Here is a 13834-nt window from a genome sequence, read left to right as displayed (position 1 = left end):
TCAAACCTCGTCGTAGATCACTTCGAGCGACGGCTTCTGTTCGTATGTTCCGCCGCGCATGTCCGCCTGGGTGGCGGGGATCAGCTGGACATTGCCGCCGGTTTCATCGGGAGAGAACAGGCCCAGCAGCCCGTCCTGCTCGAGCGGCTTCGGCTGCCGTGGCGGCGCCTCGGCGACATTGATCGCGAGCTCCTCGAACAGGCTCGCCCATTCGCTTTCCGGCGTGCCGATGATCTGGTAATTGGCCGACTTTTTGCGGATATCGTCATTGGCAGGGATCGCGGTCAGCACCGGAATGTCGACCGCCTCGGCAAAGGCCTGCGCTTCCCCAGAGCCATCATCCTTGTTGATGATCATGCCGGCGACACCGACATTGCCGCCCATCTTGCGAAAATATTCCACCGCCTTGCAGACATTGTTGGCGACATAGAGCGACTGCAGGTCGTTCGAGCCGACGACGATCACCTTCTGGCACATGTCCCGCGCGATCGGCAGGCCGAAGCCGCCGCAAACCACGTCGCCAAGAAAATCGAGCAGCACATAGTCAAAACCCCAGTCGTGGAAGCCCAGTTTCTCGAGCAGCTCGAAGCCGTGGATGATACCGCGTCCGCCGCAGCCGCGCCCGACCTCGGGCCCGCCCAGCTCCATCGCGAACACACCGTCGCGCTGGAAGCAGACATCCTCGATCCGCACTTCCTCGCCCGCCAGCTTCTTGGCCGACGATGTCTCGATGATCGTCGGGCAGCTCTTGCCGCCGAACAGCAAGCTGGTCGTGTCGGACTTCGGATCGCAGCCGATCAGCAGTACCCTCTTGCCCTGCTGCGCCATCATGTAGCTGAGGTTGGACAGGGCAAAGCTCTTGCCCGATCCGCCCTTGCCGTAGATCGCGATCACCTGGGTTTCCTTCTTCACCTCGCCAGTGTGCACCGGATCCGGTTCGATCGACGCTTCGTCGCGCAGGATATCGACATCTAGCATGGTCATTCGCACTCTCTCCAGTCGAGCACCATCTTGAGGCACTCGGGATTTTCAAAGGCTTGGGGATAGGCAGTTTCGGCATCTTCTGCGGGCTCGATGCTGGTGATCAGGCCAGACAGGTCGAGCGCCTCGCTCTCGATCATCATGTTGATCGAGGCCAGGTCGCGCGGTTCCCATTCCGCCGCAATCCGCAGCCGGGCCTCGCGCTGGAAGGCGGGCGGGAAGGCAAAGCTGATCGGCTGGTTGTAGAAACCGGCGAGCACCAGCTCGCCGCCCTTGGCGAGCCGGGCGATGAAACTCTCGATCGATCCGGCGTCGCCGCTGACATCGCAGATCGTCCGATAGTCGTGACGGTCGTCGTCATCGGGATGGATCACCGCATAGCCGGCACCGCCGCCCTGGCGCGAGCGGCTGGTATCCCAGACGACGGGTGCTGGTGCTCCGGATACTATCGTCAATCGGGCTATCAGGCGGCCGAGGACGCCGTGCCCGATGATCAGCTCGGGCGCGTCGCCATGGCTGATCGCGTGCAGCGCGGTCGCGGCCAGCGCGTATAATATGCCCTCTTCGGCCAGTTTTTCCGCGATCAGCAACGCCCGGGCAGAGGCGACAATGACGGTGCGTGCGGATCCCTCGAACAGCCCGCGGGCGTCGCGGTAGCAGCTGGCACCGGGGACGAAGACCCATTCGCCGACGCGTTCCCGTGCCTCTGCTCCCGCATCGACAATCCGGCCAACCGACTCGTAGCCCGGGACCAGCGGATAGCCCATGCCGGGAAAGTCCGGCATCTGCCCGGTCCACAGCAGCTTTTCCGTGCCGGTACTGATCCCGCTAAACTGGATTTCAACCTGGACATCGCCAGATTCAAGGGACTTGAGAGCAGTCTTGCGCATCGAAAGGGTGCCGGGAGCATCCATTATGATCGCTGAAGTCTGCAACTCTTCCCCTCTTCCTGGGTCCCGTCATCAAAATGGGGACTCCGATGAGTGTCAAATTACTTAAACATTCTCTAATGTCAATTATATTGGACACATTTCGTGTCATTTGATGGCGACAAGCGCTCTGGCGATGATCGGAAGATCGGTGGAAATCTCCCGAACGGACGAAAATCCGGCTTTTTCAAGCATCTGCCTATTTTCCCGCGCCGACCGCGGTCGACCCGATCCCATTGCCCAAAGATAAAGGCCGAAATAGGCATCGCCCATCGCTTGTGCCCCTTTGGTCTCCGCCATCGGCTCGACGATCAGCAGGCGACCGCCAGCGGGCAGCGCCTGGTATATTTTCGGCAACAGTCCTTCCACCACGACATCGTCGTGATCATGCAGGATGCGCACCAGCGTCACCAGATCGTGTCCGGGCGGAATGGGATCAAGCTTGAAACTGCCGGGATGGACCGCGATTCTTTGGGCCAGCGGCGTTCCGCCAAAACGGTCCCTCGCCAGCGGCACCACTTCCGGCAGGTCAAAAATCGCCAGTTCCAGCTCTGGCGCGATAGCCGCCACCGCTTCGGCAAAGGCGCCGCTGCCGCCGCCGATATCGAGCATCCTGCTATGCCGGCTGAAATCATATTTCGGCAGTATCTGATGCCAGACCATCGGCTGCGTCGCCGCCATCAGCTCGGAATAGGGCTGGCTGTCCCCGCCGTTGCCGTTGCGCTCCGAGGCGTAGGTCCAGAATTGCGACAAGGCGCTCTTCTCCCCGCGCGGCTGTCCCAGCAACGCCATCGGATCGGCCAGATCCCGGTAGAGCAGAACATGGTGCCGGATCATCGCCATAGCCCCCTCGTTGGCCGACAGGGCCGCGCCGGTCTCGCCCAGCGTCCATAGCCCAGGCTGAGGCGACTCGACGATATCGAGTGCAGCGCCCGCCCGCAGCAGGCGGTCGGTGGCCCCCTTGTCCAGCTTTGCAAATGTCCCGATCTCGTTGGCCGTGCGGGCTCCCTCCCGCAAATATCCGATCAAGCCGGACTGCACGCAGGCGTACACGATCTGGGTATAGACAAAGCCGGCGATCAGATCGAACTGCCGTGCCGCCTTGCGCCTCGCGATCGTCCGGAAAATCGGCGTTTTCGCCGCCCATTGCTGGAACGCTGCGCTGCCCAATATCCGGTTGCGGCGCAGCACCCAGCGCGTCTTCCAGCGGAGCTGCGCGCGGCTATTGTCTGGATGTATGGACATAATTTATGTCTATTTGAATGGACTTCTGATAGATTCCCGTCAAACTGAAACTGACGCGAAGCTACCGGAGCGCAAGTGGAGAAGGACCAAACGATCATTATCGGCGCGGGCATCGGCGGCCTGGTCAGCGCTGCTTTGCTCTCCGCTCGCGGCGTTCCGGTGACGGTTCTGGAAAAGGAAAAATCACCCGGCGGCAAGGTCCGCCAGCTCGATGTAGAGGGCGCGAACATCGATGCCGGCCCCACGGTTTTCACCATGCGCGATGTCATCGACGACATATTTTCAGCGGCCGGCAGCAGCAGCGACGACCATCTCGAACTGGAGCGGGCCGACATGCTGGCCCGCCATGCCTGGAGCAGGGGTGAAAGACTCGACCTGTACGCCGATCCGGAAAAAAGCGCCGACGCCATCGGCCAATTTGCCGGAGCCAGGGCAGCGGCAGGCTATCGCAGTTTCTCGAAGGAGGCCGCACGCATCTATTCCATTCTCGACCGGTCGATGCTGCGGAACAGCAAGGTCAGCTGGCCGCTGCCGCTGATGTGGCGGATCGGTCTCTGGCGGCTTGGCGACCTGATCGCGATCCGGCCCTATGAAAGCCTGTGGAAAGTCCTCGGCGAACATTTCGACGACCCGCGCCTGCGACAGCTCTTCGGTCGCTATACCACTTATTGCGGTTCCTCCCCGTTCCAGACACCGGCCACGCTGATGCTGATCGCCCATGTCGAGTCGCAGGGCGTGTGGAAGATCAGGGGCGGTATGAATGCTCTCGCCAACGCCCTTGAAAAGGTGGCCATAAAAAATGGCGCCCGCTTCCGCTATGACGCACCGGTCGCCGGGATTTCCGTCGCCAGAGGCCGGGTGACGGGGGTTACGCTGGCATCCGGCGAGGCGATGGCAGCAGGATCCGTGATCTGCAATGCCGATCCTGCCGCGCTCGGCTCCGGCCTGTTCGGTGCCGATGCCAGCCATGCGGCGAGCGCGATGCCGCGCCACAAGCGCTCGCTGTCTGCCTTTGTATGGCTGGCCAAGGCAAGAACCGGCGGCTTCGACCTCGACCATCACAACGTCTTTTTCTCATCCGACTATCCGGCCGAATTTGCCGATATCCGGGCGGGAAGACCGCCCGGGCAACCGACCGCCTATGTCTGCAGGCTGGGGGACACCGGGCCAGCCGGCGCACAACGACTGCAGATTATCGTCAACGCACCGGCCAATGGCGACGTCCACCAATATACTTCCGAGGAGAAAGCAGAATGCACGGCCAACATGTTGCAAACACTGACGCATTGCGGACTCGAGATGGAGCCGGACTTTCCCCACCGGCTGGTCACGCCCAGCGATTTCTCGACACTCTTCCCGGCGACCAGCGGGGCGCTTTATGGTCGGGCCTCGCACGGATGGGCGGCGTCCTTCCTCCGGCCCGGGAGCCGGACACGGATCCATGGGCTCTATTGCGCGGGCGGAGCGACCCATCCGGGCGCGGGCGTGCCGATGGCCGCCTTGTCGGGGCAATTGGCGAGCGAAGCCGTCCTGTCCGACCGCACTTCGACACGCTGGTTCCACCGCAGGGCTACCGCTGGTGGTATGTCGATGCGCTCAGCGATGACGAACGCTACGGGCTGACCATCATCGGCTTTATCGGCAGCGTCTTCTCGCCCTATTACAGGATCTCGGGCCGCGACATCCCGCTCGACCACAGCTGTCTCAACGTCGCGCTCTACGGCAAACGCGGCGCGCGCTGGGTGATGACCGAGCGTGGGCGGCAGGACACGAGGCAGAGCGAGGATGCGCTGACCATCGGCCCGAGCGCCATGCGCTGGGACCAGGACCGGCTGATCATTGATATCGAGGAACGCGATATCCGCCTTGGCATCCCCTGGCGGCGGCGGGTGAAGGGCCGGATCATCCTTCACCCCGAAATCCTCAACGACCAGTCGTTCAAGCTCGATCCGGCCGGCCGGCACCACTGGCACACCATTGCCCCCCGCGCCCGGATCGAGGTGAAGATGGAGCAGCCCGATGTCGGTTGGTCCGGTAGCGGCTATCTTGACGGCAATCACGGCAGCGAACCGATCGAAAACGGTTTCCGAAGCTGGCACTGGTCCCGTGCCCATTGCGGCCCGGACGTTGCCGTGACCTACGAGGGTGTCCGCCGCGACGGCAGCCATTTTGCCAGCGCCCTGCGCTTCGATGCCTCCGGCACGCCGCGGGAGGTGGAGCTGCCGCTGGTCGCACCCCTGCCGCCGACCTGGTGGGGCATGAAGCGACAGGCGCGGGCGGATCGCGGCCATGCGTCGGTAATCAGGACATGGGAAGATTCGCCCTTCTATGCCCGTTCCGCGCTGCAAATGCGTCTTTTTGGCAAGCCTGTGACGGCGATTCAGGAGAGCATCTCTCTCGATCGACTGGTCAATCCGGTGATCCAGAACATGCTGCCCTACAAGATGCCGCGCGACCCGAACCGGCAATCCAGGGCCTGGCATGTTCCGCTACCGATTCTCCTGAAGCGCCGGTAACAGGGGCCCGCCCTACGCGTCGTCTGCCGCGTCCTCGGCCTTTTTGGCCGCCTTTTCCTTGTCCTTGGCGATCTCCCGGTTCACCGACCAGAGCTGCCAGAATCCCAGTCCCAGCGCGACCGCGCCGGAAAAGATAATCTCGATCCACCCAAAACTGTCAAACGGACCAGCCTCCATGGCACCCTCCCCTTGCTGCTATCCTAGCGATCCAGATGCGATCGCGCAAATTCGCGAATGATCCCGGCCAATCGCTCCGGGTCTTCCTCGTGCGCCAGATGACCAAGATTGGCCACCTCCTCGACCCTGCAGCCCGGGATCAGCGCGGCGGCCCCCTGTACCGCTGATCTGGGGATTGCATTGTCCTTCTGGCCATGGACCAGCAGCACCGGCGTATCGACGTCCGGCAGGCGCCGCTGCAGGCCCTCCAGCCGCCAGTTCGCCATCATCCGGATCGCGCCGTCGCAATGGCCGGAGTGGCTGAACAGGCGCCCGTAATAAAGCGCCCCCGCGGCATCGATCCGCGAGCCCGTGGAGCGGCGCAGGAACTTCTCGGTCTCGCCCGGATAGCGCGCCCAGCGTGCGAATATCCTGGAGACAAAAGGATTTGTAAACAACATCTTGGCCAGCTGCGGGAACAGTTTGGCGGCCAGCCCGGGAAAGAGCATCAGCGCCGGATTCAATCCAACAAGCGGGATTTTCCAACATTTGTCCAACACCAGCTGCAGCCCGATCGCTGCCCCCGCCGAGTGGCCTACGACCACATCCGGCCAAGCCTCCAATCCTTCCAAAAGCAGGCCAATCGAAGCCGCCATTTTCGGCAGGGAAACCTGCCGCACCGCCGTCGGACCGGTGAAGCCATGACCCGGCAAATCGAGCGCGATTACGTCATAGTCTCTCGCCAGCAGCGGCATCAGATCGCGCCAGCTGTGCGTGGCCGCCCCTGTGCCGTGGATCAGCAGGCAGACCGGCGCGCCGGTCTTCTTCGGCCCCATCCGCTGGACATGCCATCTGTAGCCATCCGCCTCGACAAAGCGGCTGGCCGGATGGTTGGGCCAGTCCTGGCCGTCGATCGTCCACTCCGGATAGCGGCGGCTCATGCCATCGCTGCCTTGCCGACACTCTCGATCGCGGCGACCAGTGCCGCGCTTTGCGCTTTCGGCAACGGCAGATACCGGCCGCGCAAAGCCTCCGCCAGCTCCGCCGCCTCGGGACGCGGGCGCGGCGAAATATCGATGACAATGCTGCTTATCCCCAGCGCTGCCATACCTCTCGCAATGCCCTGCATCTCTTCCCTTGCGCCCGTGCGACTGGCGCTACCATCCAGCATCACATTGCCCTTGCCATCGGTCAGCAGCGCGATCGTCGGCGTCTGCCCGCGCTTGCGCGCCGCTTCCGCCAGCTGCCTCGCCGCGATCAGGCCCGCCGCCAGCGGCGTTCCGCCGCCGCCGGGCAAGGCGCTCAATGCCCGCCTCGCCCGCGTCAGCGATCGGGTCGGCGGCAAAAGCACCTCCGCACCCTCCTTGCGGAAAGCGACCAGTGCGACCTGCGAACGTTTGACATAGGCTTCCGCCAGCATCAGCTCGACTGCACCCTTGGCTTCCGCGAGCCGCGACAAGGCCGAAGAACCCGAGGCATCGACCGCGAAGATGGTCAGGCTTTCCTGCCGCTCCTCAAAATGGTGGACCCGAAGGTCCGCCTTGCGGATATGGACTTTGCCGGGTTCGGCATTGCCGCTCTCCCGCCGGCGGATGGTCTGCCACGGTGCGGCGGTCCGCAACGTGTCGATCAGAGCCAGCCGCCTGCCGCTTCCGGGCACGCCTGGCCGCGTGCCTTTCGGACGCCCCCTTCGGCTCGACTGCTGCTTGTTGCCGGCGCGGCCACCCTGCCCCTTGCCCGGTTGCCGGACCCGGCCCTCGATCTGGTCCAATATATGCGGCGGTATGGCGGCAGCGGCGGCTTCCAGCAGCAAATCCTCCAGCGGGATATCCTCGATGGACTGCTGGTCGTCGCCTTCGCTCGTGTCCTGATCGGACGGGCTGGGTTCGTCTTCCGCGGGGGGTGACGCTTCTTCGCCTTGCGGAAACTGCGTCGCGCGCGGCGCCAACACCAGCCGCACTGCGGCCTGCAGGTCTTCGTTTGCAATCTTGTCATGCCCGGCGATTCTCGCATGGCCGATCGTACAGCGCTCAGCAAACAGCAGCGGACGCACCGAACCGATGCCACATGCCGCCGCCACGGCCGCCAGCGAGGCACGCTTTTTCCTCGTCATCGACCGCAGCTTGGGGACGCGGTCTTTGCTTGATAGCTCGAGTGCTGCAACCGCCTCCAGATCGCGCGATCCGGCCAGATCGCAGTGAAAAGCCACCCGTTCCATCAGCACCTTCGGCGGTGCCTCATCGCTTTCCATCCCGTCGTCGAGCAGGATGATCGACAGGTCGCCATTATCCATCGCCTGCGCGATATGGGCCGCAATATTCTCGTCAATCCGCTCCGCCATCGGCAGCAGCAGGACTCCCTTCTCGGCCATCTCCAGCAGTCCCGGGCGCCACACGGAGCGTCCGCCCCGCAGGGTTGCCGCCAGATCAAGGCCGCCAAGCAGCCGTTCGGCATCCACGCTATTGGGGATTTTCAGAACCGGCCCGAGCGGTTCGAGCGCGCCCACCAGCTTTTCAACCAGCGCATCGCGCACCGGCCCGAAACCACGCAAACAGATGCCGCCAAGGCTATCGGGATTTTGGGTAAACAGCCGCACAGCGAGCAGGCAATCGGCCAGAGGGAAATCGGTTGCCGCCGCCTGCTGGTCAGCGACCGGCCTCAACCGAACAACTCCTCCAGTGCCCTCTCGATCCGTACTGTCGAGCCGGTTTCGTCGAGCACGTCCCGCCGCAACCGGTGGCGCAGCGCCAGCGGTGCCATGGTCTTCAGATGGTCCAGCGTCACCGCAGCGTCGCCCTGCAGCGCCGCGAAAGCCCGCGCTCCGCGCATCAGGGTCAATTCGCCGCGTAGTCCGTCGGCGCCGACAGTCTTGCACAAGGCCGCCGTATCGCGCAAAATCTTCGCCGGTGTCTTGACCTTGGGCAGCGCCTTTTTCGCACGCTCGATCTGCCGCAGCACTTTCGCATCCTCGCCCCGCCATTTGGCGGCAAATTTGGCTGAATCCCGTTCCTGAGCATCACATCGGCGCATGATCTCGACCCGCTGGTCGATATCGTCCGGCGTCTTCACCTCCACCGACAGGCCAAAGCGATCGAGCAATTGCGGCCGCAGCTCGCCCTCTTCCGGGTTGCCGCTGCCGATCAGCACGAAGCGCGCCGGATGCCGGATGCTCAGCCCGTCGCGCTCGACCAGATTCTCGCCCGATGCCGCGACGTCAAGCAGCAGATCGACGACATGGTCCTCGAGCAGATTGATCTCGTCGATATAGAGAAAGCCGCGATGCGCCTTGGCCAGCAGGCCCGGCTCGAAATGTTTTTCGCCGTGAGCAAGCGCCTTCTCCAGATCAAGCGTGCCGACGACCCGGTCCTCGGTAGACCCCAGTGGAAGGTCGACAAATGGTACCGCGATCTTGCGGACCCGCTTGCTTGTGCAGGGGTCCGGACAGTCATCACGGCTTTCCGGCTCGCAATGGAAGCGGCAACCATCGACCGCCCTGATCGGCGGCAGCGTAGCGGCGAGTGCCCGGGCGGCAGTCGACTTGCCGGTGCCGCGGTCGCCAAAGATCATCACGCCGCCGATGCGGGCATCCACCGCAGCCACCAGCAGCGCCAGCTTCATCTCTTCCTGGCCAACGATGGCGCTAAAAGGAAAACCGCTCATTGCAGTACCTTATCACAAGCCTTGGCCGCTGCAAGCAAAGTTGGCGGCGGTGAACAGTCCTCTTTAACGGCTATGCTGGACAGCGGCTGACGGAATCATTCTGGGCGAGCTGGACAGTATCCCTTTGATAGAGATCCGGGTAATAGGCGACGCTGCCGTCCTCCTTCCCTTCGGCCGTGAAATAGGCCACGTAAACCGGAATTGGCTGGACCAGCGCGAGTTTCGTGGTTTCGCGGCTGGCCAGAATGGCGTCCACCTGCTCAACGGCCGCCGACCCCTGCAGCAACGTCTTTGCCAGATCGATAGCGCCACTCACTCGGATACAGCCATGGCTGAAGGCGCGCACGGGTTCGGAAAACAGATTCTTGTTCGGCGTGTCGTGCAGGTAGATGCTGTACGGATTGGGCATGACCAGCTTCATCTGGCCAAGCGCGTTGCCTGGGCCAGGCCGCTGGCGATAGCGGCCATCCTGGATCACATAGCCTTTGCGCCGCGCCGTCGCCGGATGGTTGCGGACTAGCGCGCCGATACTCTCTGCAACAATGGAAGTCAGTATTTCCCACCAGGGGTTCAGGATCACGCCGCTCACCGTGGCGTCGAATACCGGCGTCGGAGACTTTGTCTTGCCAACGATATTCGGCCAAGCCCCGATTTTCCGGTTCTTGTCCCACAGGGTCACTTCGAAACTGGCAGCATTAACCAGCAGATATCTGTCGCCCATCACCAGCGGCATCCAGCGCCACCGTTCCAGATTGACCGCAAGCGTCGCGCGCTTTTCATCATCGGTTTCCGCGGCATGGGCCCGGCTGAGCGCACGATAATGGGGATTCCGCGGCCGCAACGCATCAAAATAAGCGGGAAGATCGTCACGGGCCAGTGCCTTCATCAGCAACTGCTGGGTATCGATACGGCGATCATCGCTGCCGATCCGCCATCGCGCGCGCGCAGACACGGGCGAACAGCCCTCGAGATAGGCCATCATCAGTTGGTTTGCAGCCACTGTTGCGAGGCGTGAGCGACTGGTCGGCTCTACAGCCGTGCCGGGCTGGTCAAAATCGGTGATGGAACAGTCACCAAGGCCCTCCGCTTTTCGTCCATCAACCAATTGCTGCAACTGCCTCAATTGCGGCTCGGTCCATATCAGAAAATTGTCCGGAGGATTGTCCGCCTGAGCAAGGACGGACGTCGAAAGCAGCAATCCGCCCAGCATGGCCAGTAATATTTTCATGCCGCCCCCTCTTCAGCCTATCGACACCCCCTACAATCCGTATTAATACTTAATCCCGCACACGGACATTAGGTGCTATCGACGCGCGATGAAGAGACGACATTTTCTTACCGCCGGTTTGCTGACTGTTACCGGAGCCGCCTATGGCCTCGCTTCCCGGTCCCAGGCCGCCAGTGGTGCGCTGAAACCGGTGCCCGCGCGCGCGAAGGTCGCACCGCCGACGAAATTGTCCGCCATGATCGACCGAGCGAAGGCGGCGATGGCAACACATCAATCGGCGTTGCTGGATAGTGACAGGATCGGGATCGCCGACTATTCGCTTCATTCCGGCAAAGAGCGTTTTCATATCGTGGATCTGGTTAGCGGTACCAGCCAGTCTTTCCTGGTTGCCCATGGCAAGGGTTCCGACCTCGGCCATACCGGCTGGCTCAAGGAATTCTCGAATGTTCCGGGATCCGAAGCCTCTTCGGCTGGCAGCTTTCTGGTTAGCGACACATATATCGGCAAACACGGGACGTCCCGCCGCCTGAAAGGTCTGGATCCGAGCAATGACATGGCCGAGGCCCGCGCGATCGTCATTCACGGAGCCTGGTATGCCGAGCCGGAAATGGTCAGTGCGCACGGAAAGCTTGGTCGCAGCCAGGGCTGCTTTGCCTTTTCCGAGTCGGATCTGGGAAGCATATTGGAGCAACTGGGTCCGGGCCGTCTGCTTTATGCAGACAAGATCTGACCCGCGTTATACAGGAAGCTAGTATAGATCGGCCTTTTCGAACTCCATTTCGAGCTCCCTGACAATATCCGGATTGGCGATCCATCTCTCAAAAACGACTCTTGATGCCGCCGTTTCCGGATAGCCGGATCGTTCCGCAAACCGCCGCCATGCGTTGCGCGCTTCGTTCCTTTTGCCCAGCGCTGCAGCCGAGAGCATATGACTGATCTCAAGACCCGGAGCCATCCCCGGCGCAGTATTCATATAATTCAAGGACAGTTCGTAGGCGCCTCTGGCATCACCCTTCCGCATCTTCTGAATGGCAACGGTTGCTGCAATTGCGAGATCTGCATTGGGATCCATTTCAAGCGCTCTGATTGCATATGTTTCCCCATCGGGTAACTTGCACGCCAGCATGAACATACCGAGGTGGCCCATGATCTGCGAACTCAATGGATTGAGATTCACCGCACGCTCTCCCCAAGCTGCTCCCTTCCGACAGTCGCTGTCCAGAAAAGCATCCTGGGCCACGGCAAAAGTCGCTGAGGCGCTGGTCGGATCAAGCCTCACTGCAGTCTGTGCTATCTCCCTGCCGGACCCTCTGATCTTCACCTTTTGGTCTAATTGCGTCGCTATATTCTTGGCCTCGACCATCAGGCTCATCAAATAGGCATCATTGGGAAATCGCTCCGCAGAGGTTTGCATGCAGCTCAGCGAAGGCTTGAGAATCGCGGCTTGGCGATACCTCATATACTGATGAAATTGAAGGACACAGGGATAGCCCGGCGTGAAATCGCCCCGAAACTTCGACAGTTCATGTTGAGCAATTTTCCCATAGGGACTTGCTATTTCAACTACAGCCTTGTCCAGCTTCTCTTCCAGCGCTTCGTTTGTCCTTGCTTCGACGATGGTCGACCAAATAACCTCTCTGGTGATGCTATCAACCAAACGAAGCTGGGTGCGCTCCCCCGTTTCATTCAGAATGGACGTTTCAAGAAGATATTGGGAATCGACGGTCGGGGCAGCTTCGGAATCAAAAATTCGGGTCTGATCAAATTTGTTCAAGGCCCCGACGAGGTGGCTGCGAATGACCCGGATTTTGTCCCGCGCAGCATCGTTGACCATTCCCTCCGGACTTTCCAGAACAACCGCTGGATAGTCAATTTTCGAGGCCACACCGGCGCTATTCCCTTGGGTAAAATAGCTTGCGCCGATTGCCACCAGAAAAAATGATGTGATGGCAACGACCATATATGTCGGTCTGCGGGGATGGAAGCCAAGCGTTTGAAACCAGCCCGGAAGCTTTTCGGGTTCGGCAGTGTCATTGTCGGCAGGTGGCGCCTCGGGGTGCGAGCGACGATCGACGGCGAGCTCTTGGCTTGCGGGACTGATTGTCTCGTTTTCGCTCACAACGATCTCGTAATTACTGTACGGAATCGACAACCGATTTTCACTGTCTTCGCGCAGATAGAAATGGTCCAGCATCCGGCGCAGACGTCCCATCTGAACGCGCGGGTAACTGTCAGCTTGAGTGTCGAAACCATCATCCCGACCCAAGGCATCCACAGCAATGCCGTAAGCTGTCAACGGCCTGTCATCATCCTGAAGTTTGTAATCGACCAAGTATCGAAGCAGTTTGCTCATGGTGGGAGCGCGCACGAATTCGGCACTGCACAATAGTCGGTCGCGCTCCAGACATAGCTGCAGCTTTTCCGATTCCGTCAAAATTGGCGGGGTCCCTCCTTTTCGTCAGACGGCCCCCCCTGATTAGCCCGTCAAGAGCAAGCCTGTTGCTTCGGAACTATCAACCATCGAATTGTAAAATGGTTGCTATACTGAGGAAAGTAGCGGCTTGCAATCATGGCAAATGGCGCTGATCCGGCAAGCTCAGATCGACGATGCAGCCAAAAATGCCCAGGACCTGACCCTGACTTCCAATTTGACAGGTGCCTCTGGCCAAGACAGGCAATTCATTACCGTTTTCCGTAAGGATACGGGCAGACAGCTCAAAATCTTTTCCTTCTCCCAGGGCCTGCGATACGGCCGTATCGACTTTCGAACGATCGTCCGGGTGATAATATAAGATTGCGTTTTCAAGCTTCGGCTGCCCAAGAGATTGACGCCGCTCATGCATGTCGAACACATAATCGGACCATTTGAGGGCCTTTGTATCCGCATTCAGGTGCCACGATCCAAAGCGTCCGACATCTTCGGAAATTTCAAGCGTCAACCGACAGCGTTGAAGATCAGCTTGGCTTTGAGCCAGAGCTTGCTCAACGCTGCGAAGTCGGAAAACCAGATATCCAACCGCTGCACACAGAACGAATATCAGGGTAGAAAACAAAAAGATCAAAAGCATATCGCGGCCGTATCCCCGTTTTCAACCGGGAACTGGTACCCGTAATTGATG

13 protein-coding genes are annotated in these 13834 nt (G+C 60.9%); 3 read left to right on the top strand and 10 right to left on the bottom strand.

Features of this window, described 5'->3' with window-relative positions; all coding sequences use genetic code 11:
• From V7650_RS01710 to V7650_RS01700, 3 genes are all read right to left on the bottom strand, one after another.
• Complete coding sequence (locus V7650_RS01710) at positions 1-984, bottom strand: chlorophyllide a reductase iron protein subunit X (RefSeq protein WP_335654506.1); 984 nt, start codon at positions 982-984, stop codon at positions 1-3.
• On the bottom strand, positions 981-1871 hold the full coding sequence (bchC, locus tag V7650_RS01705; protein ID WP_335654505.1) for a chlorophyll synthesis pathway protein BchC: 891 nt from the start codon (positions 1869-1871) through the stop codon (positions 981-983). Before bchC ends, V7650_RS01710 begins: the two co-directional genes overlap by 4 nt.
• 147 nt (positions 1872-2018) lie before the next feature.
• Positions 2019-3155 (bottom strand): methyltransferase, encoded by a 1137-nt coding sequence (locus tag V7650_RS01700; protein WP_335654504.1) that lies wholly within the window; start codon positions 3153-3155, stop codon positions 2019-2021.
• Positions 3156-3230: 75 nt separating this feature from the next.
• Here V7650_RS01700 and crtD point away from each other — a divergent pair, with 75 nt between their 5' ends.
• Entirely contained in the window at positions 3231-4778 is a 1548-nt protein-coding gene (gene crtD / locus V7650_RS01695; RefSeq protein WP_335654503.1) for a 1-hydroxycarotenoid 3,4-desaturase CrtD, read from the top strand.
• Positions 4667-5671 carry a hydratase gene (locus tag V7650_RS01690; protein ID WP_335654567.1) on the top strand — a complete coding sequence of 335 codons (1005 nt, stop codon included), beginning with the start codon at positions 4667-4669 and terminating at the stop codon, positions 5669-5671. Before crtD ends, V7650_RS01690 begins: the two co-directional genes overlap by 112 nt.
• A 12-nt stretch (positions 5672-5683) precedes the next feature.
• On the opposite strand, the gene V7650_RS01685 is transcribed toward V7650_RS01690, so the two are convergent.
• The 5 genes from V7650_RS01685 to V7650_RS01665 all read right to left on the bottom strand — a co-directional run bounded on the left by V7650_RS01685 (position 5684) and on the right by V7650_RS01665 (position 10715).
• Positions 5684-5848, bottom strand: a complete 165-nt coding sequence (locus V7650_RS01685) for a hypothetical protein (protein WP_335654502.1) — start codon at positions 5846-5848, stop codon at positions 5684-5686.
• 23 nt (positions 5849-5871) lie between these two features.
• Positions 5872-6768, bottom strand: coding sequence for an alpha/beta fold hydrolase BchO (gene bchO / locus V7650_RS01680; RefSeq protein WP_335654501.1), 897 nt, complete (start codon positions 6766-6768; stop codon positions 5872-5874).
• A complete protein-coding gene (locus V7650_RS01675) occupies positions 6765-8489 on the bottom strand; it encodes a magnesium chelatase subunit D (RefSeq protein WP_335654500.1) in 1725 nt (574 codons plus the stop codon). The genes bchO and V7650_RS01675 overlap by 4 nt, the downstream gene beginning before the upstream one ends.
• Complete coding sequence (bchI, locus tag V7650_RS01670) at positions 8486-9487, bottom strand: magnesium chelatase ATPase subunit I (RefSeq protein ID WP_335654499.1); 1002 nt, start codon at positions 9485-9487, stop codon at positions 8486-8488. The genes V7650_RS01675 and bchI overlap by 4 nt, the downstream gene beginning before the upstream one ends.
• A 70-nt stretch (positions 9488-9557) precedes the next feature.
• Complete coding sequence (locus V7650_RS01665) at positions 9558-10715, bottom strand: L,D-transpeptidase family protein (RefSeq protein ID WP_335654498.1); 1158 nt, start codon at positions 10713-10715, stop codon at positions 9558-9560.
• Between the two features lie 88 nt (positions 10716-10803).
• On the opposite strand from V7650_RS01665, the gene V7650_RS01660 reads away from it, so the two are divergent.
• Positions 10804-11445 (top strand): murein L,D-transpeptidase catalytic domain family protein, encoded by a 642-nt coding sequence (locus V7650_RS01660; protein ID WP_335654497.1) that lies wholly within the window; start codon positions 10804-10806, stop codon positions 11443-11445.
• A gap of 18 nt (positions 11446-11463) precedes the next feature.
• On the opposite strand, the gene V7650_RS01655 is transcribed toward V7650_RS01660, so the two are convergent.
• On the bottom strand, positions 11464-13068 hold the full coding sequence (locus V7650_RS01655; RefSeq protein WP_335654496.1) for a hypothetical protein: 1605 nt from the start codon (positions 13066-13068) through the stop codon (positions 11464-11466).
• A gap of 214 nt (positions 13069-13282) precedes the next feature.
• Positions 13283-13783 (bottom strand): PAS domain-containing protein, encoded by a 501-nt coding sequence (locus V7650_RS01650; protein ID WP_335654495.1) that lies wholly within the window; start codon positions 13781-13783, stop codon positions 13283-13285.
• Positions 13784-13834 lie beyond the last annotated feature (51 nt).

The organism is Parasphingorhabdus sp., assembly GCF_036964565.1.
GTDB lineage: Bacteria > Pseudomonadota > Alphaproteobacteria > Sphingomonadales > Sphingomonadaceae > Parasphingorhabdus.
Note: the sequence above shows the minus strand (reverse complement) of the source record. Positions and strands in the feature narration are given on the sequence as shown.